Here is an 18,417-nt window from a genome sequence, read left to right as displayed (position 1 = left end):
GGTTGAATCAGCTGTTCAGGAAGCGGCAGTGATGATGATGGGGGCGATCCGTGCCACGATGCCACCGAGGGCACCGCCTACCAGGGGACCGACCACCGGAATCCAGGAGTAGCCCCAGTCGCTGGAACCCTTGCCCCGGATGGGAAGCAGGGCGTGGGCGATGCGGGGACCAAGGTCACGGGCGGGGTTGATGGCGTAGCCGGTGGGTCCACCCAGCGAGACGCCGATGCCTACGACGAGCAGTGCGACAGCCAGCGGCCCGAGGCCCGAGGGGGTGCCACCCAGGGTAAGGATGACGAACACGAGCACGAATGTGCCGATGATCTCGGTGACCAGGTTCCAGGGGGTGGAGCGAAGGGCGGGGCCGGTGGAGAAAACGCCGAGTTTGCTGGCAGCGGCCTCTTCCGTGTCGAAGTGCTGCTTGTAGGCGAGCCAGCAGACCACAGCACCAAGGAAGGCGCCCAGCATTTCACCGGCGAAGTAGGTCAGTGTCGACGCTACGTCCACGGCGACGCCGGGAGCGTACTCGGCCTTCCCGTTAATGAGCAGGCCCACGGTCACGGCCGGGTTCAGGTGCGCCCCCGACTTTGCGGCGACGAACACGCCGCAGAATACGGCGATACCCCATCCCCAGGTGACCATCAGGAACCCGCCGCTGTTGCCTTTCGTTCCCCGCAGGGCGACGTTGGCAACAACGCCGCAGCCCAGCAGGGTGAGCATTGCCGTTCCGAACACCTCGGATAAGAACACAATTCCAAGAGACATCTTTGACTCCTCTTTATTTTGTTGTTGGCCCTTCGCGGGTTGAAGGGCCGTCGGGCCGGGACGGTGTTTCGTCCCGGCTGGCAGCCCGGCCTAAGCGACCAGGCTGTGTGTTTCCACTCTGTGCAGCCGCTGCAGGACTTCCTGGGCGTGGCTGATCTCGGCGCTCCGGGCGGCAGCGTCCCACTGCAGCGGAACGGACAGGATGTCTGCCACCTCGTTCAGGAGTTCGCCGGTCACCAGTCCCCGGAAAGCAAGGGAGGTGCGCCTGATCAGCACATCCACCAGGTGCCCCACCTGTTCGTGGGCTGCCATGAACTCCAGTTCGCGGACGCTCAGTTCGCGGGTCGAGTGCAGGAGCCGGTCCGGACCGGCGTCGAGGTATTCGATCACCGCTTCTGCGCGGGTGCCGTACCTGGTCAGGAGACCTGCGGTGCGGTCCGCGTCCCGGCCGTGGCCCATATGGGCCTTGAGCCACCGCTGCACTCCGGCGTCGTCCGCCGGGAACCCGGCGCCGCCGCCAATGGGCAGCTGCGCTGTCGAGACTTTGCGGTGCATGCCGAGCTCTGCCAGGACATCGTTGGTGAGGTGTTCGGCAAGGGCACGGAAGGTGGTCCATTTGCCGCCTACCAGGCTGAGTACGACGGCGCCGGTCCCCGTGGGTGCCGGGCGGCGCGCTTCGATGCGGTAGTCACGGGAGACGAAGCCCGGCTGGGTGGCATCATGCCTGGGCAGCGGACGCACACCCGAGAAGGTGTAGACAATCTGGTTGCGCGTGACCGGGATCCTCGGGAACACATGCCCCACGAGGTCGAAGAAGTAGTCGATTTCCTCATCGGTGCAGACGGCGTCCTGTGACATGTCGGCGTCAACGTCGGTGGTGCCGACCAGGACCCGGTCCCCCATCGGGTAGATGAGGACGATCCGGCCGTCAGTGTGTTCGAAGAAGATTTCCCGGCCCCGGCATGCGGCGAGCAGTTCGGGAGAGTCGAGCACAATGTGGGAACCCTTGGTGCCGCCCATGAACGACGAGGTGGTCCCCATGGCTTCGTTGGTCAGATCCACCCAGGCGCCGGTGGTGTTCACGATGACGTCGGCGGTGAAGTCGAACTCCTCCCCCGTCAGCTCGTCACGCAGCCGGACGGTGCCGCCCTTGCCGGTACCGGGATTGGGGCGGGAGGTCACGGACTGCAGGGAAAGGTAGTTGCTGGCGCGTGCAGTGCTTCCCTGGCCGGCGGCTCCCCCCGGCTTCGCCTGGCCGGCCTTCTCGCCGTCCTGCAGGACGTCCAGCGTGAGGCGCTCGGGGTTGTGCACCGAAGCGTCAAAGTAGGTGGCTGCGTATTTGATGTCGGGCCGAAGGTCCGGCAGTTCCGTGAGGGCGCGCTTGTGTCCACGGAACTGGTGCCGCGGGACACTGCCGCCGTCCCTGGAGAAGGAATCGTAGAGGCTGAGTCCAACCTTGATGAGGAAGGCACCGCGCTCTTTGGGCTTGCCCTGCTGCTTGTGCGTCAGGAACCGCAACGGAGCCGAAAGGATGCCGGAAAACGTGCTGAAGATGGGAATAGTGGTCTGCAGCGGCTTGACGTAGTGGGGTGCGATCCGCAGCAGCCTGTTGCGTTCTACCACTGATTCGCGGACCAGCCGGAACTCGCCGTTTTCCAGGTAGCGGATGCCGCCGTGGATCATGTGGGACGACGCTCCGCTGGCGCCCTGGCAGTAGTCGCCGCGTTCCACGAGGGCTACGTCAACGCCCTGCAGTGCGAGGTCCCGGAAGGTTCCGACGCCGTTGATGCCTCCGCCGACCACCAGCACTTTCGCGTGCGGCCGGAGCCTGAGGTTGTGGACGGAATTGCGCTCCGCTGCCGGCTTTGGCGCGGGTGCTGCGGATGGTTGGACAGTTGGTTCCTTGGGTCCCAAAACGACTCCCTTGGGCGTTGCGTGCATGGTGCGTCCGCGCCGTGGATGCGGCGCTGTATGCACCATTCTTTGGAGTAATGGAAAATGGAGTCAAGCACTATGCACAAATGTGCAGATAGGACCTGAAATGGCCGCCTCCCGGCACGCAGACGCGCTCCGCGCTGCACAAATGTATTACCTGCAGGACCTCACCATGGATGCGATTGCGCGCGAACTCCGGACGTCCCGTTCCACGGTTTCGCGACTGCTTTCGGCTGCCCGTGACTCCGGCCTGGTGCAGGTGCAGATCCGTAACCCGCTCGATACCGGTCCTGAGCTTGAGGGCATGATCCGCAGGCGGTTCAACGTGGACGTTCACGTGGTCCCTGTCCTGGAGACCCTGAATGAAGCGGAAACCCTTGACCGGGTGGCCATGCAGGCTGCGCGCACCATCGGGCCGCTGGTGGACTCCAACGCCATCATCGGAGTGGCCTGGGGCTCCACCCTGAGCGCCGTCAGCCGGCACCTGACCAGGAAGATCACCCACGACAGCGTCATCGTGCAACTGAACGGCGCGGGCAACATGCACACCACAGGCATCACCTACGCCAGCGACATCATGCGCAGGTTCGGCAGCGCCTACGGTGCCCGCGTGGAACAGTTCCCCGTACCCGCCTTCTTCGACCATGCCGCCACCAAAACCGCCATGTGGAATGAACGCAGCGTGCAGCGCATCCTCGAGCTGCAGGCCAAGATGAGCATCGCCATCTTCGGTGTTGGCTCCGTCAACGCCGACTACCCCAGCCACGTCTATGCAGGCGGCTACCTCGATGAAACCGACCTCAACATCCTGGCCACCTCTGATGTGGTGGGTGACGTTGCCACGGTGTTCTTCCGCAGCGACGGCTCCTCCGACGGGATCATCCTGAACGAACGCTCAACGGGCCCTGCCCTGGCCGAGCTCAGGCAGGTCCGCAGAAGGATCTGCGTGGTGTCAGGCGTGTCCAAGATCAACGGCCTGCGCGGCGCCCTGGCAGCAAACCTCGCCACCGACCTGATCCTGGACGAGGCCACCGCGCGCCGCCTGGTGGATTTCGAAAGCCTGGCCCCACGCAATGGGTAGAGTCGGAACCATGAAAACCTCACCGCGGCTGAGCCTGAACAACGGCGTGCTGATCAACCAGCTCGGGTTCGGGCTTTACAAGGTGCCCCCTGCCGACGCCGCAGGGCTGGTGCAGGCAGCGCTCGCCGCCGGCTACCGCCACTTTGACACAGCTGCCATGTATGGGAACGAAACGGGCGTGGCACGGGGCCTCAGCGCCCAGCTCAGCTCCCCGTCCGCGGGAATCAGCGGAGGATCCGGGGAACTGTTTCCGGGGATCTCCCGGGAAGACATCTTCGTCACCACGAAACTCTGGAACGATCACCACGGCTACGACGCAGCGCTGCGCGCCTTCGATGACTCCATGGTCAACCTGGGGCTGGACTACGTGGACCTCTACCTCATCCACTGGCCCTGCCCGCGCAAGGGTCTGTTCCCGGAAACCTACCGTGCCCTCGAAACGCTGTACCGGGAGGGAAGGGTGCGGGCCATTGGCGTCAGCAACTTCCAGCCGGTCCACCTGGACCGGCTCCTGCAGACTGCCGAAGTGGTGCCGGCCGTCAACCAGATCGAACTCCACCCCTGGCTCCAGCAGGAGGAGCTCCGCCACAAGCACCAGGAACTCGGCATCCTGACCGAGGCGTGGAGCCCCCTGGGGCGCGGCCAGGTCCTGGCCGACCCCGTCATCCAGGCCTGCGCTGCCGAACACCGGCGGACACCCGCGCAGGTCATTCTCCGCTGGCACATGCAGCTGGGCCACGTCGCCATCCCGAAGGCCAGCTCAGAAGCACGCATCAGAGAGAACCTTGATGTCTTCGGGTTCGAGCTGTCATCCCGGGACATGGCGGCGCTCGCAGGCCTGGACCGCGGTCACCGCACCGGCTCCCACCCGGACAACGTCAACTAGGACCCCGCATGAACACAACACACCCGGGCGGCTCCGGCACGCCCAGCTTCTTCAGTGCGGACCTGGCGGCCCGCACCACCGCTTCGACGCTGGACCTTGACGGCGCGGCAGTTGCCTACTGGACCTACGAGCCGGTGCAGGTGCAGCCAAAAACACGGACCATCCTGGTCATCCACGGATTCCGCGGTGACCACCACGGACTCCTGCGGGTTGCCGACGAGCTCCCCGACATGAGGATCATCATGCCGGACCTGCCCGGCTTCGGAAGTTCCGCGGCTTTCCCGTCCGGTGCCCACTCGGTGGAACAGTACGGCCGGTTCATCACGGCGTTCATGGAGGCCCTGTCCCTCGGGCCGGACACGGTTCTGCTGGGGCATTCATTCGGGTCCATCGTCGCCTCGCACTTTGTAGCCCGCCACCCGGGGGCCGTGAACCCGCTTATCCTGGTCAATCCCATCGCCGCCCCGGCCCTTGAGGGCCCCAAGGGAATCATGACCAGGCTGGCGGTCCTCTACTACCGCCTCGCCGCCCGGCTCCCCAACAAGGCCGGCCAGGCGCTGCTCCGCAACCCGCTGATTGTCCGGATCATGAGTGAAACCATGGCAAAGACCGGAGACAGGGCGCTCCGCGCCTTCATCCATGGCCAGCACCACGCCTACTTCAGTTCCTTCGCTGACAGGGACAGCCTGCTGGAGTCCTTCACGGCCTCGGTCAGCCACCACGTCAGCGAAGTGGCGGCCGGCCTCAAACTTCCCGTGCTGCTGATCGCCGGGGAGAAAGACGAGATCGCCACTCTGCCGGACCAGCACAAACTCCTGGCGCTCCTGCCTGCCGCCGAACTCAAAGTGATCCCCGGCGTCGGGCACCTGATCCACTACGAGACGCCGGAACCGGCCGCCCGCCATATCCGAACCTTCCTGAAGGACCACCCCGCGTGAAGATCGTCATCGACGCCCGTTTTACCCGGACCGACCACCACGACGGCATCAGCCGCTACGGTGCCAGCCTGATCGCGGCCACGGCGAAGATCGCGGACGTCAGCATGCTGATCTCGGACAAACGGCAACTGGCCTTGCTGCCTGACGTTCCCTACACCCTCATCAACAGTCCGCTCTCACCGCTGGAACTGTTCGTTGCGCGCAAGGTGAACCCCCTGAACGCCGATGTGGTGGTCTGTCCCATGCAGACCATGGGAACCTGGGGACGCAAGTACGGGCTGGTACTGACGCTGCACGACCTGATCTACTACGAACACCCCGCCCCGCCCGGGTTCCTCCCCCCGCCCGTGCGGTTGCTGTGGCGGCTGTACCACAAGGCCTACTGGCCCCAGCGGCTGCTCCTCAACCGGGCCGACACCGTGGCCACCATCAGCCGGACCACTGAGGCGCTGATCGCCAAGTACCGCCTGACCCGGCGTCCGGTGCGGATCATCAGCAACGCGCCCCAGCCTGCGCAGCAACCGCGCCGTCCCGGCGACGGCGCCGACAAGACCATCGTCTACATGGGCTCGTTCATGCCCTACAAGAACGTGGAAACGATGCTGGCGGGGATGGCCGGCCTGCCCGGCTACACCCTGCACCTGCTGAGCCGGATCACGCCCGGGCGGCGCGCAGAGCTGGAGCTGCTGGTCCCGGCCGGAGCCTCAGTGGTCTTCCACAACGGGGTGACGGACGCGGAGTACGACTCCTACCTGCGTACGGCCACTGCCCTGGTGAGCCTGTCCCGCGCCGAAGGTTATGGCCTTCCGCTCGTGGAAGCCATGGCCTTGGGGACGCCCGTGATCGCCAGCGACATTCCGATCTTCCGCGAAGTGGGTGGGGACGCAGCCACCTACGTCGACCCCGCCTCGCCCTCCCAGTTCTCGGAGGCCGTGGCCCGGTTGCAGGATGACGGGCACTGGCAGGAGATCTCCCGGCTGTCCGTTATCCGCGCCAAAGAATTCACCTGGGATGAATCAGCACGCCAGCTGATGGACACGGCCCGGGAAATCGTGGCGAAACGGCGCCGGTAGCAACCGTCCGCCGCGGAGCCGCCTCCGTTAGAGGACGTCCACGCCGTCCAGGCGGAGCTGGAAGGGATCGAAGGCCCGTTTGGCAGCCACCGCAGAACGGGTAGCGCGCAGGACGCGGACGACGACGGCGGCCTGGCCGTAGGGGAAGAACAGCAGGGTCCGGACGTCCTCGCCGGAGCGGCCGGCTGCCGGCGGTCCGGCCGGCAGCACCGGGGCTGGACCTGCCATGCGCAGAAGGATGCCGGAGCCGGCCAGGTCTGCCGAGACTGCCCCGGTGAAGTGTTCGACGGCGGCCCGCGGGCCTGTAACGGAGGCAATCCGGACGGCGGGGGGAAGCTGGAGTTCTACCCGCAGCGACAGTTCCCGCTGGGCGTAGCCCGCCGGATCCCAGCGCAGCAGCGCACCCACCGCAGCTGTGTCCCCGGCAGTGATGACGGCCAGCCCGCCCTCGGAAGCGGGACGGACCAGGGCTGCAGCGTTGAACCACCGCCGGACGGTGTCCTCGCCGGCGCGCAGGGTTTCGCGGCGCAACAACGAATCGCCGTCCAGCAGCAGTGCTGCGGCGTAGCCTCCCTCGGCCACCGGTTCAGCTCCCACCGTGGCCACCACGAGAGCCTTGCCATGGCCTACTGCGGCCTTCACATGATCACCGGAAGATGTCACCACGGTGGTGCCGGGGAAGGCGCGCCCCAGTTCCTCCGCCGTCCGCAGCACGCCCGTGGCGCCCTTGCGAAGCCGCCGCCCGGTGCAGTGCACGCACCGCCAGTCCGGTGCCGGCGTCGAACACCAGCGGCACTGCGGTATGGCTGAGCTTCCGCCGAGGGCCAGCGGCCCCTGGCAGTTGCCGCACCGGGCAGGTTCGCGGCAGGATTCGCATACCAGTGACGGCGCGTAGCCTGCCCGCGCCACCTGGATGAGGACAGGCCCGCGTTCGAGCCCTCCCTTGGCGGCCCGCCACGCGGCACCGGGCAGGCGTGCGATCCGGGCGAGGGGGTCGCGTTCCTGTTCGAAGCTGTCTGCGGTATTGAGGACCCGCGGTACCGTGCGCCTGATGGTCTGCCGGTCCGGTTCAACGGGCAGGGCCCAGCCGGCGTCAACCAGTCTCTGGACCTCGGTACTCCGGGCATGGCCGGCAAGGAGGCAGGCCGTACCTTCCTGTTCGGCGCGCAGGAGCAGGACCTCGCGGGTGTGGGCGTAGGGGGCGCGCTGGTCAATGTGGAGATCGTCACCGTCGTCCCAGCAAGCCACCAGGCCCAGGTTGGCCACTGGCGCGAACGCAGCCGACCTGGTGCCGATGGCAACCCGGGCAGTGCCGGCCAGGAGCCGCAGGAAACTGCGGTACCGCGGTGTGGGCCCGTCGTCGGCGGTGAGCCTGGCCACCGCCTCCACCGGAATCAGTGCCCTGAGAGCCTGCTCCAGCCGGTCAAGGTCGCGGTAGTCCGGTACCACCACCACGGCTCCGCGCCCGGCGGCGTAGGTGGCGGCGACGGCCTCGGCCAGCAGTTGGGGCCAGCCGGACGGGCCATAGCCTTGCAGCGGGTTGATGACGGCGCGGGGGGATCCGCCGGCGGAGAGGTGGCGGAGGAAGGCCATGCCGTTGCGGTAGCCGGCCCACGCGCCGAAGGACGGGCTGCCCTCGGCTTCACGGCTGGCCGGCACGGACACTGCTTCTTCGGGACCGGAAAGATATTCCTTTTCCAGCCTGGCCATGCGTGGCGGCACTGCGAGCCGAAGGACGTCGCTGACGGTGCCCGCATACCGGGCTGCAACGGCGTTGGCGAGTTCTGCCACCGCCGGGATGAGGACAGGCACCGGGGAGACCACCTTCGCCAACGGCACAAGCGTGTGGCCGGCGTCGGAAACGGAAAGCCTGTCCATCAGGAAGCCGTTGAGCTGTTGGCCGTTGAAGGGGACTTTGACGCGGACCCCGGGCTTGGCGTCGGCGTCCATGGCTGCGGGGACGGCGTAGTCGAAGGGGCGGTCGAGGTGCGGCAGGGATGATTCCACCATGACCCGCGCCACCGGCAGGTGTTCGGCAAGGGGTATGCCGACTGGTTGGGTGCTGGCAGGGAAGCCCTGCAGCAGCGTGGGCTGGACGGGCCCGCCGCCCTGGACGGAAAGATCCAGGGCGGGCTGTGCGGAGTCTTCGGCCATGGCGGCTACCTCCGTTCAGCTCCCGGGCGGAAAAGGCCAGCCAACCACGGGGCACCGACATCCGCGCGGCCCGTGAACGGCGGCGCGGTCCCCCGCAGCCTGGAGGCTAGGCGTTGAAGTAGGCCTTCAGGTCCTCAACGCGGTCAAGGCGTTCCCAGGTGAAGTCGGGATCGTCCCGGCCGAAGTGTCCGTGCGCTGCCGTCTTGGCGTAGATGGGGCGCTTCAGGTCCAGGGCGTCGATGATGGCCCGCGGGCGGAGATCGAAGATCTCGGCGATGGCCGCACTGATCTGTGCAGGGTCAACCGTCTCGGTGCCGAACGTTTCAACGTAGGTGCCTACGGGGCGGGCCTGGCCGATCGCGTACGCGATCTGGATCTCGGCGCGCTTGGCCAGTCCGGCGGCCACGACGTTCTTGGCGACCCATCGCATGGCGTACGCGGCAGAACGGTCCACCTTTGACGGGTCCTTGCCGGAGAATGCGCCGCCGCCGTGGCGGGCCATGCCGCCATAGGTGTCGACGATGATCTTGCGGCCGGTCAGGCCGGCGTCACCCACGGGACCGCCGATGACGAATTCGCCGGCGGGGTTGAGGATGTTGGCCGCCCGGGAAATGTCGAGGTTCGCTGCGGCGAGGACTGGTTTGATGACGACGGAAGCGAGGTCGGCCCGGAGCTGCTCCAGGCTGGCGCCCTCAGCGTGCTGGCTCGAGATCACCACGGTTTCAACAGACACAGGCCTGTCGTGGTCGTAACCTACCGTGACCTGGGTCTTGCCATCGGGGCGCAGGTAAGCAAGTTCGCCGGATTTGCGGACTTCCGTGAGGCGTTCGGACAGCCGGTGCGCCAGCCAGATGGGGGTGGGCATGTAGGACGGCGTTTCGTCGCTCGCATACCCGAACATCAGGCCCTGGTCGCCGGCGCCCTGGAGGTCGTAGTCGTCCTCCTGGCGTCCTTCACGGGCCTCGAGGGAATTGAACACTCCGCCGGCGATGTCATTGGACTGCTGCCCGATGGACACCGACACTCCACAGCGTGCGCCGTCGAAGCCGTTGGCGGACGAGTCGTAGCCGATGCCAAGGATGGTCTCCCGGACAATCTGCGGGATCTCCACGTAGGCGTCTGTGGTGACTTCGCCGGCCACGTGCACCAGCCCGGTGGTGGCCATGGTTTCCACGGCTACGCGCGACTCCGGATCGGCCGCAAGGAGGGCGTCCAGGATGGCGTCACTGATCTGGTCGCAGATCTTGTCCGGGTGGCCTTCGGTGACGGACTCCGAGGTGAAGAGCCGAAGGGACGAGGGCGTAGCCCCGGAGGTCTGGTGAAGGTGCAGCGGTAAAGTCACTCAACTACCTTACTGGTTGGATCACGCGCGGCCGTCGGGAGACGTCGCGGGATGTCACGGTACTAAGCAAACGTGGTACTAAACACGTCACGCCCGGGGCGACACCTGGTTCAGTTCGAAGCCGATGCGGCTGATGATGGCCGCGGAAACGTCTGCCTTGGTGCCGGACGCCTCTTGGGGTTCGGAGCCGGAACGGGCCAGGATGACCACCGAATTGGTGTCCTTGCCGAAGACCTTGTCCGAGCCGACATGGTTGACCACCAGCAGGTCGCAGCCCTTGCGCTGGAGTTTGGCCTCCGCGTAGGCACGGACGTCCCCGTGCTGGTCGCCCGTTTCGGCAGCGAAGCCCACAATGAGCTGGCCGTCCGCTGCAAGACCGGTGACGCCCTGGTTGCGGCGCTCGACGAGCTCTTGCAGGATGTCCGGGTTGCGGACCAGGGTGATGACGGGATCTGCAGTGTCGTCGCGTTTCTTGATTTTTGTGTCCGAGATTTCCGCAGGGCGGAAGTCTGCCACGGCGGCGGACATGATGACGACGTCGGAATCAGCGGCGGCTGCCAGCGCGGCCTCGCGCAACTGCAGGGCAGTTTCGACGTTGACCACCTCGACGCCGGGGGGCGGCGGAACTTCCATGTGCGCTGCCAAAAGCCGGACGGTTGCCCCGGCGTTCCGGGCGGCGACGGCCAGGGCGACGCCCTGCTTGCCGGAGGACCGGTTGCCCAGGAAGCGGACGGGATCCAGTGGTTCGCGTGTTCCGCCGGCGCTGATGGTGACGGTCTTGCCGGCCAGCGGAAGCTGGAAATCGGTTTGCCCGTGGACCAGTGCCATGGCGGCGTCGAAGATGGCGTCAGGTTCGGGCAGCCGTCCCGGCCCGGAATCCGAGCCTGTGAGCCTGCCGGAGGCCGGTTCCAGTACCGCCGCACCGCGGCCGCGGAGTGTTTCCACGTTGGCCCGGGTTGCGGGGTGCTGCCACATCTCGGTGTGCATGGCGGGCGCGAAAAGAACAGGCCCGTGGGCCATCAGCAGCGTGTTGGTGAGGAGGTCGCCTGCCTGGCCCGTGGCTGCTTTGGCCAGGAGGTCGGCCGTGGCCGGGGCGATGACCACGAGGTCTGCCTCGTGGCCCAGCCGGACGTGGTTGACCTGGTGGACGTCGTCGAAGACGCTGTTGCTCACGGGGTTGCCGGAGAGGGCCTCCCAGGTGGCGGTCCCGACGAAGCGGGTTGCCGCCTCCGTGGGGATGACCGTGACATGGTGGCCGGCTTCAGTAAAAAGCCGGAGGAGCGATGCCACCTTGTAGGCGGCTATCCCTCCCCCGACTCCGAGGACTATGCGCACGTGACCTCCGTCAGCAGCACGTCATGCGGCAGATTGTTACTCTGCGGCTTCGATCGGTGTGGATACCAGCTTGCCCTCGTTGATCTCGCGGAGGGCGATCGAAAGGGACTTCTCGTTCAGCTTGGTGTCTACCAGCGGGCCGACGTACTCGAAGAGTCCCTCGTGCAGCTGAGCGTAGTAGGCGTTGATCTGCCGAGCGCGCTTGGCACCGAAGATCACCAGGCCGTACTTGGAGTCGGCTGCTTCGAGCAGCGAGTCGATCGGCGGGTTGATGATGCCTTCAAGGTTCGTGGACACGAATTCTCCAAAATTCTAGCGGGCTGACGGTTCCTGCAGGTGTGCATGAGGGGTCAGCCCCATGAGTGAAACAAGCTCGTCCGCTGCCCGGCGGACGTCGTCATTGATGACGGTGTGGTCGAACTCCGGTTCAGCAGCAAGTTCCAGTTTAGCGGTTTCCAGTCGGCGCTGCTGTTCTTCGGGGGTTTCTGTGCCGCGGCCCACGAGCCGGCGCACCATTTCGTCCCAGGTGGGCGGGGCGAGGAACACGAATTTGGCGTCCGGAACGGCTTCCTTGACCTGGCGCGCACCCTGGAGGTCGATTTCCAGAAGGACGGAACGCCCATCCTCAATGGCCTCGTTGACGGTGCTCTTCAACGTGCCGTAGGTGTTTTGGCCGTGCACTACTGCCCACTCCAGGAGTTCACCCTCCGCGATGAGCCGTTCAAACTCCTCCGTGGACTTGAAGAAGTAGTGCACGCCGTCCACCTCACCCGGGCGGGGGGCGCGGGTGGTGGCTGAGACGGAGAGCCAGACCTCGGGGTAGTTGTCGCGGATGTAGGTGGATACGGTGCCTTTGCCAACAGCTGTCGGACCTGCGAGGACTGTCAGTCCGGGTTTCTTGCTCACGTATTCCTTTGCCGAGGTTTGGGGGTTTCGGGTGGGCCGGCGCCGGCCGGCCCTAATGTTCGTCTATAAAATCTACCAGCGCCCGCCGCTGGTGAACGCCGAGGCCCCGGACCCGGCGGGACGCGGCAATGCCCAGTTGTTCCATGATGGCGGCCGCCCGCACCTTGCCAATGCCCGGCAACGCTTCGAGGAGTTCGGACACCCGCATCCTCGCCAGGGCGTCGTCGGCGGCGGCCGAGTCGATGATGTCGGCTGCGGACCGTTTGCCGTTCTTGAGGCTTTCCTTGGCGGCAGCCCGGGCTGCCCGTGCGGCTGCCGCCTTGCCCAGGGCCTCGGCCCGTTCCGACGCGGACAACGGTCGCAGTACCATGGCGCATACCCCCGGAATCGGCGGAATTTATCCAAGGGCGGCCGCCCTTGGACCTGTCCTGAAACTACCCTCTGGTGCTGGATGAATCAATGGATGGGTGCAAACCGGGAACTATTCCCCGGTTCAACCCTGGCGCAGGCCTGCCAGGGTCCGCTGCGCGGCTTCCTGCAGTCCCCGGTGTTCCGGGCCCGCAGCCAGGATGTCCCGGCTGGAGGTGCCCAGGACCAGCGGATAGGCATCCCCGAAGGTGGCCCGCAGGTCAGCCGGCGTTGCCCCCTGGGCGCCCAGCCCGGGAGCCAGGATGGGGCCCCGGACGGCTGCGAGGTCAAGGTCAAGGTCCACCAGGGCGCTGCCGACGGTGGCCCCCACCACCAGGCCTACCGAGCCCAGGCTTCCTTGGTACCGCTCGTTCTCGCGGGCTGCTGCGGACGTGATCCGGCGTGCCACCGAGTCCGCTCCCCCGACGTGCTGCACGGAGGCACCCTCCGGGTTGGAGGTCAGCGCCAGGACGAAGACGCCGCGCCCGGTCTCGGCCGCGAGGTCCAGCGCCGGGCGCAGGGACTCGAAGCCGAGGTAGGGGCTGAGGGTGACAGAGTCTGCAGCCAGCGGGGATTCGTCGCGCAGCCAGGCGTCAGCGTAGGCGGCCATGGTGGAGCCGATGTCGCCGCGCTTGGCGTCTGCGATGGTCAGGACGGACTGGTCCCGCGCCTCAGCCAGGACTTCCTCCAGCACTGCCATGCCGGCGGAGCCATGGCGCTCGAAGAGCGCCACCTGCGGCTTGACCGCGGCAGCGAGCGACGCCACCGCCTCCACCACGGTGAGCGAGAAGCGGCGCAGGCCCGCGACGTCGTCGGCCAATCCCCAGCTCTTCAGCAGTGCCGGGTGCGGGTCGATGCCCACGCACAGGGGGCCGCGGGAGGCCATGGCGGCGCCGAGCCGGAAGCCGAACGACTCCCGGCCCCGCGCTTCAGCTTGCGCTGGTACCTGCTCAGGCATGCTGCAGGTCTGCCTTCGCGGCTGCCGTCTTCTGGGCTTCGCCCAGGGCTGCGGCGTGTTCCTGGAGGCTGGTGACGGACCATTCGTACGTGCGCATGGCCTCGATCGCCTGCACGGCCGCGTTGAACTCGGCCACCGTGGTGATGCAGGGAATGCCGATGGACGTTGCGGCTGCGCGGAGTTCGTAGCCGTCGCTGCGGGCTTCTCCGCCCGAGGGGGTGTTGAAGACCATGTCGATCTCGCCGGCGATCACCAGATCCGCGATGGTGCCTTCACCCTCGGCGCTGGAGCCTTCTGCAACCTTGCGCACGGGGGTGGCCTGGATGCCGTTACGGCGCAGGACGTCCGCGGTGCCGCCGGTGGACACGATCTCGAAGCCGAGGTCGGAGAGCCGCTTCACTCCCATGATCACCGAGCGCTTGTCGCGGTTGGCCACCGAAACAAAAATCTTTCCTTCGGTTGGCAGGGCGTTGTTCGCGGCGGCCTGGCTCTTGGCAAAGGCCGTGTCGAAATGCTTGTCGATGCCCATGACCTCCCCGGTGGACCGCATTTCGGGGCCGAGCAGGGAGTCAACCACTTTGCCTTCCACGGTGCGGAAGCGGCTGAACGGCAGCACCGCTTCCTTGACCGCCACGGGCGCGTCAAGGGGCAGGGTGGAACCGTCACCCGTTTCCGGCAGCATCTTGTAGGCGGTGCGAAGCTGGTTGATGGTGACTCCGGTCCCGATCAGGGCGGCCGCCTTGGCCATCTGGACGCCGGTGGCCTTGGAGACGAACGGCACCGTGCGGGAGGCCCGCGGGTTGGCCTCGAGGACGTACAGGACGTCGGAGGCCAACGCGAACTGGATGTTGATCAGGCCGCGGACACCGACTCCCTCGGCGATGGCACGGGTGGCGGTCCGGACGCGATCAAGCACGTTGGTGCCAAGGGTGATGGGCGGCAGAACGCAGGCGGAGTCCCCGGAGTGGATTCCGGCTTCCTCGATGTGCTCCATGATCCCGCCCAGGTACATGTCGGTGCCGTCAAAGAGGGCGTCGACGTCGATTTCGACGGCGTCTTCCAGGAAGCGGTCGATCAGGACCGGGTGGTCCGGGGTGATCTCGGTGGCGTTGGCGATGTAGCGGGACAGGTTGGGCTCGTCGTAGACGATCTCCATGCCGCGGCCGCCGAGGACGTAGGACGGGCGGACCAGCACCGGGTAGCCGATTTCGTCGGCGATCTTCTTGGCGTCCTCGAAGGACACGGCGGTGCCGTTTTTCGGGGATACCAGGCCGGCCTTGTCCAGCACGCGGGAGAAGGCGCCGCGGTGTTCGGCAAGGTCGATGGCCTCCGGGGAGGTGCCGAGGATGGGCACGCCGGCGTCGGCCAGCTGCTGGGCCAGCTTCAGCGGGGTCTGGCCGCCGAGCTGCACGAAGACACCCATGACGCCGCCGGTGCGTTCCTCAGCTGCAATGACCTCCAGCACGTCTTCAAGCGTCAGCGGCTCGAAGTACAGGCGGGTGGAGACGTCGTAGTCCGTGGAAACGGTTTCCGGGTTGCAGTTGACCATGACGGTCTCGTAGCCGGCCTTGCGCAGCGCCATGGACGCGTGGACGCAGGAGTAGTCGAACTCGATGCCCTGGCCGATGCGGTTGGGGCCCGAGCCGAGGATCAGGATGGACGGCTTGGAGTGCAGCGCAACCTCATCCTCCTCGTCGTAAGCCGAGTAGTGGTACGGCGTGTACGCGGCGAACTCGGCGGCGCAGGTGTCAACGGTCTTGTAGACGGGGCGGATGCCCAGGGCCTGGCGGACACCGCGGACCACTGCCTCGGAGTTGTGCGTCAGGGCACCGATCTGCTCGTCGGAGAAGCCGTGGCGCTTGGCGCGCTGCAGCATGTCCGTGGTGAGGGCGCCTGCCTGGCGGATCTCCCGGGATACCTCGTTGAGGAGTTCGAGCTGGTCGAGGAACCAGGGATCGATCTTGGTGGCCTCGAAGAGCTGTTCCACGGTGGCGCCGCCCAGCAGGGCGCGCTGCACCTGGTACAGGCGGTCCGTGGTGGGGCGCTTGGCCTTTTCGATGAGCTCGGCGACCTCGTACTCCGGGACGGAGCTGAAGTCCAGCTGCGAGCCCGTCTGCTCCAGGGAGCGGAGGGCTTTCTGCAGGGCTTCGGTGAAGTTGCGGCCCATGGCCATGGCTTCGCCTACCGACTTCATGGTGGTGGTGAGGGTGTTGTCCGCAGCCGGGAACTTCTCGAACGCGAAGCGGGGAACCTTGACCACCACGTAGTCGAGCGTCGGTTCGAAGGACGCCGGGGTCTTCTGGGTGATGTCGTTGGGGATCTCGTCGAGCGTGTAGCCCAGGGACAGCTTGGTGGCGATCTTGGCGATCGCGAACCCGGTGGCCTTTGACGCCAGGGCCGAGGAACGGGAAACGCGGGGGTTCATTTCGATGACCACCACGCGGCCAGTGGCGGGGTCGATGGCGAACTGGATGTTGCAGCCGCCGGTGTCCACGCCCACTTCACGGATCACTGCGATGGAGACGTCACGGAGCTTCTGGTACTCGCGGTCGGTCAGGGTCAGGGCCGGCGCCACGGTGATGGAGTCGCCGGTGTGCACGCCCACGGGGTCGAAGTTCTCGATGGAGCAGACGACAACCACGTTGTCGTTCTTGTCCCGCATCATCTCGAGCTCGTATTCCTTCCAGCCGAGGATGCTCTCTTCGAGCAGGACCTCGCTGGTGGGGCTGTACTGGAGGCCCTGGCCGACGATGCGGCGGAGGTCGTCCTCGTTGTAGGCCAGGCCGGAACCCAGCCCGCCCATGGTGAAGGAGGGGCGGACCACCATCGGGTAGCCAAGGTCCTTGGCTGCCTCAAGGGCTTCGTCCATGGAGTGGATGATGTGGCTGCGGGCGGATTCGGCACCGCAGCGCTCCACCACGCCCTTGAACTTTTCGCGGTCTTCGCCGAGCTCAATGGCGGCGATGTTCGCGCCGATCAGTTCCACGTTGTACTTCTCGAGCACACCGTTCTTGTCCAGCGCGATAGCCGTGTTGAGCGCCGTCTGGCCGCCCAGGGTGGGCAGCACAGCGTCCGGGCGTTCCTTGGCGATGATCTTCTCCACCACCTCGGGGGTTATGGGCTCGATGTAGGTGGCGTCGGCGAACTCGGGGTCGGTCATGATGGTGGCGGGGTTGGAGTTCACGAGGATGACGCGGAGGCCTTCCTCCTTGAGGACACGCAGTGCCTGGGTACCGGAGTAGTCGAATTCGGCGGCCTGGCCGATGACGATCGGGCCGGAACCGATGACCAGGACGCTCTTAAGGTCAGTTCTCTTGGGCATTACTTCTTGTCCTCAGTCTTGGTGTCAGAGTTTTTCGGCGCGGCGGATTTTGCGCTGCCCGCTGCTGCTTTGTCAGCCGCAGTGTTGTCCGCGTTCGCGGGGTGGGCGGAGTCCACGGGATCCTTGGACTCGTTGGCGGTCTTCCCGTCCCGGGTGCCTTCCATCAGGTCGATGAAGCGGTCGAACAGGTACGCGGCGTCGTGCGGGCCGGCCGCGGCCTCGGGGTGGTACTGCACCGAGAAAGCCGGGATGTCGAGGCAGGCGAGGCCTTCCACGACGTCGTCGTTCAAGCTGACGTGGCTGACCTCCACCCGGCCGTAGCGCTCCTCCGGGGCCTGGGTGGCGCCGTCGAGCGGTGCGTCCACGGCAAAGCCGTGGTTCTGGGAGGTAATTTCCACCTTGCCGGTGCGGCGGTCCATGACGGGCTGGTTGATGCCGCGGTGGCCGTAGCGGAGCTTGTAGGTGCCGAATCCGAGGGCACGGCCCAGGATCTGGTTGCCGAAGCAGATGCCGAAGTACGGCAGTTTCTCGTCCAGGACGGAGCGGAGCAGCTTGACCTGGGCGTCGGCGGTGGCGGGGTCGCCGGGTCCGTTGGACATGAAGAAGCCGTCGGGGTTGACCGCCTTGACGTCCTCCAGTGTGGCGGTGGCGGGCAGGACGTGGACGCGAACACCGCGCTCGGCGAACCGGACGGGGGTCATGGCCTTGATGCCGAGGTCAATGGCGGCGATGCTGAACCGGGGTTCGGCGTCCCAGCCGTGGTCCTTGGGTTCCACCACGTAGGCTTCGTCAACGCTGACTTCCTCGGCCAGGCGGGCGCCTTCCATGGGGGCGCTGGCGAGGACGGCGTCCACCAGTTCCTTGTCGGTTGCCAGGGCGGCGTCGCCGGAGAAGATGCCGGCCCGCATGGTCTTGTGTTCGCGGAGGTGGCGGGTGATGGCGCGGGTGTCCACGCCCTGGATACCCACGATGCCCTGCTCGACGAGTTCTTCGTCCAGGGACCGTTCGGAGCGCCAGTTGGAGGGACGGCGGGCGGCGTCGCGGACGATGTAACCGGCCACCCAGATGCGGCGCGATTCGGCGTCTTCGCTGTTGACGCCGGTGTTGCCGATGTGCGGTGCGGTCTGGACCACCAGCTGCCGGGCGTAGGAGGGATCCGTGATGGTCTCCTGGTAGCCGGTCATGCCCGTGGCGAAGACGGCTTCGCCCAGGGCGGTTCCGGTGGCGCCGTAGCTGGTGCCGCGGAAGATGCGTCCGTCTTCGAGGACGAGCGCAGCGGGGGCTGCCGGGGTGGCGGTGGTTGAAGTCACTGTA

Annotated in this window: 15 protein-coding genes; 4 read left to right on the top strand and 11 right to left on the bottom strand. The window is 66.5% G+C overall.

Annotation, left to right across the window (positions count from 1 at the left end):
* Nucleotides 1–15: 15 nt before the first annotated feature.
* Together AC1DBN_RS01090 and AC1DBN_RS01085 are read right to left on the bottom strand one after the other, a co-directional pair.
* Nucleotides 16–765 carry an MIP/aquaporin family protein gene (locus AC1DBN_RS01090; RefSeq protein WP_091720402.1) on the bottom strand — a complete coding sequence of 250 codons (750 nt, stop codon included), beginning with the start codon at nt 763–765 and terminating at the stop codon, nt 16–18.
* A gap of 90 nt (nt 766–855) precedes the next feature.
* Complete coding sequence (locus AC1DBN_RS01085) at nt 856–2,706, bottom strand: glycerol-3-phosphate dehydrogenase/oxidase (protein ID WP_477722447.1); 1,851 nt, start codon at nt 2,704–2,706, stop codon at nt 856–858.
* A gap of 100 nt (nt 2,707–2,806) precedes the next feature.
* Here AC1DBN_RS01085 and AC1DBN_RS01080 point away from each other — a divergent pair, with 100 nt between their 5' ends.
* Genes AC1DBN_RS01080 through AC1DBN_RS01065 form a run of 4 tightly spaced genes read left to right on the top strand, consistent with a single transcriptional unit; the run spans nt 2,807 to nt 6,678 of the window.
* Entirely contained in the window at nt 2,807–3,781 is a 975-nt protein-coding gene (locus AC1DBN_RS01080) for a sugar-binding transcriptional regulator (RefSeq protein ID WP_056079935.1), read from the top strand.
* 10 nt (nt 3,782–3,791) lie between these two features.
* The gene (locus tag AC1DBN_RS01075; RefSeq protein WP_091720407.1) at nt 3,792–4,667 is read left to right on the top strand and encodes an aldo/keto reductase; all 876 of its coding nucleotides are present in this window, start codon (nt 3,792–3,794) and stop codon (nt 4,665–4,667) included.
* 8 nt (nt 4,668–4,675) lie between these two features.
* The gene (locus AC1DBN_RS01070) at nt 4,676–5,605 is read left to right on the top strand and encodes an alpha/beta fold hydrolase (RefSeq protein ID WP_477722446.1); all 930 of its coding nucleotides are present in this window, start codon (nt 4,676–4,678) and stop codon (nt 5,603–5,605) included.
* On the top strand, nt 5,602–6,678 hold the full coding sequence (locus tag AC1DBN_RS01065; protein WP_091720411.1) for a glycosyltransferase family 4 protein: 1,077 nt from the start codon (nt 5,602–5,604) through the stop codon (nt 6,676–6,678). Before AC1DBN_RS01070 ends, AC1DBN_RS01065 begins: the two co-directional genes overlap by 4 nt.
* Before the next feature lie 27 nt (nt 6,679–6,705).
* Here AC1DBN_RS01065 and AC1DBN_RS01060 read toward each other — a convergent pair whose 3' ends face one another.
* The 9 genes from AC1DBN_RS01060 to carA form a co-directional block, all read right to left on the bottom strand.
* Nucleotides 6,706–8,832, bottom strand: coding sequence for a primosomal protein N' (locus AC1DBN_RS01060; RefSeq protein ID WP_091720413.1), 2,127 nt, complete (start codon nt 8,830–8,832; stop codon nt 6,706–6,708).
* A 106-nt stretch (nt 8,833–8,938) separates the two neighbouring features.
* Nucleotides 8,939–10,174, bottom strand: a complete 1,236-nt coding sequence (gene metK, locus AC1DBN_RS01055; RefSeq protein ID WP_091720416.1) for a methionine adenosyltransferase — start codon at nt 10,172–10,174, stop codon at nt 8,939–8,941.
* 87 nt (nt 10,175–10,261) lie between these two features.
* Nucleotides 10,262–11,509: a bifunctional phosphopantothenoylcysteine decarboxylase/phosphopantothenate--cysteine ligase CoaBC gene (coaBC, locus tag AC1DBN_RS01050; RefSeq protein WP_091720419.1), complete on the bottom strand. Its 1,248-nt coding sequence runs from the start codon at nt 11,507–11,509 to the stop codon at nt 10,262–10,264.
* 36 nt (nt 11,510–11,545) lie between these two features.
* Entirely contained in the window at nt 11,546–11,806 is a 261-nt protein-coding gene (gene rpoZ, locus AC1DBN_RS01045; RefSeq protein WP_003800778.1) for a DNA-directed RNA polymerase subunit omega, read from the bottom strand.
* A 15-nt stretch (nt 11,807–11,821) separates the two neighbouring features.
* Entirely contained in the window at nt 11,822–12,415 is a 594-nt protein-coding gene (gene gmk / locus AC1DBN_RS01040) for a guanylate kinase (RefSeq protein ID WP_426762915.1), read from the bottom strand.
* A 52-nt stretch (nt 12,416–12,467) separates the two neighbouring features.
* Nucleotides 12,468–12,785: an integration host factor, actinobacterial type gene (gene mihF, locus AC1DBN_RS01035; protein WP_015937189.1), complete on the bottom strand. Its 318-nt coding sequence runs from the start codon at nt 12,783–12,785 to the stop codon at nt 12,468–12,470.
* Between the two features lie 123 nt (nt 12,786–12,908).
* Nucleotides 12,909–13,781, bottom strand: a complete 873-nt coding sequence (gene pyrF, locus AC1DBN_RS01030; protein ID WP_477722445.1) for an orotidine-5'-phosphate decarboxylase — start codon at nt 13,779–13,781, stop codon at nt 12,909–12,911.
* Nucleotides 13,774–17,103 carry a carbamoyl-phosphate synthase large subunit gene (carB, locus tag AC1DBN_RS01025; protein ID WP_477722444.1) on the bottom strand — a complete coding sequence of 1,110 codons (3,330 nt, stop codon included), beginning with the start codon at nt 17,101–17,103 and terminating at the stop codon, nt 13,774–13,776. Before carB ends, pyrF begins: the two co-directional genes overlap by 8 nt.
* The gene (gene carA, locus AC1DBN_RS01020) at nt 17,103–18,413 is read right to left on the bottom strand and encodes a glutamine-hydrolyzing carbamoyl-phosphate synthase small subunit (protein ID WP_231994280.1); all 1,311 of its coding nucleotides are present in this window, start codon (nt 18,411–18,413) and stop codon (nt 17,103–17,105) included. The genes carB and carA overlap by 1 nt, the downstream gene beginning before the upstream one ends.
* Nucleotides 18,414–18,417 lie beyond the last annotated feature (4 nt).

The sequence above is a fragment of the Pseudarthrobacter sp. 10T415 genome, assembly GCF_056394175.1.
Note: the sequence above shows the minus strand (reverse complement) of the source record. Positions and strands in the feature narration are given on the sequence as shown.

Excerpts from the sequence above, each read along its gene's own strand:
- AC1DBN_RS01090 (WP_091720402.1), bottom strand. The coding sequence starts at position 765 with ATGTCTCTTGGAATTGTGTTCTTATCCGAGGTGTTCGGAACGGCAATG.
- AC1DBN_RS01085 (WP_477722447.1), bottom strand. The coding sequence starts at position 2,706 with ATGCACGCAACGCCCAAGGGAGTCGTTTTGGGACCCAAGGAACCAACT.
- AC1DBN_RS01080 (WP_056079935.1), top strand. The coding sequence starts at position 2,807 with ATGGCCGCCTCCCGGCACGCAGACGCGCTCCGCGCTGCACAAATGTAT.
- AC1DBN_RS01075 (WP_091720407.1), top strand. The coding sequence starts at position 3,792 with ATGAAAACCTCACCGCGGCTGAGCCTGAACAACGGCGTGCTGATCAAC.
- AC1DBN_RS01070 (WP_477722446.1), top strand. The coding sequence starts at position 4,676 with ATGAACACAACACACCCGGGCGGCTCCGGCACGCCCAGCTTCTTCAGT.
- AC1DBN_RS01060 (WP_091720413.1), bottom strand. The coding sequence starts at position 8,832 with ATGGCCGAAGACTCCGCACAGCCCGCCCTGGATCTTTCCGTCCAGGGC.
- mihF (WP_015937189.1), bottom strand. The coding sequence starts at position 12,785 with ATGGTACTGCGACCGTTGTCCGCGTCGGAACGGGCCGAGGCCCTGGGC.
- pyrF (WP_477722445.1), bottom strand. The coding sequence starts at position 13,781 with ATGCCTGAGCAGGTACCAGCGCAAGCTGAAGCGCGGGGCCGGGAGTCG.
- carB (WP_477722444.1), bottom strand. The coding sequence starts at position 17,103 with ATGCCCAAGAGAACTGACCTTAAGAGCGTCCTGGTCATCGGTTCCGGC.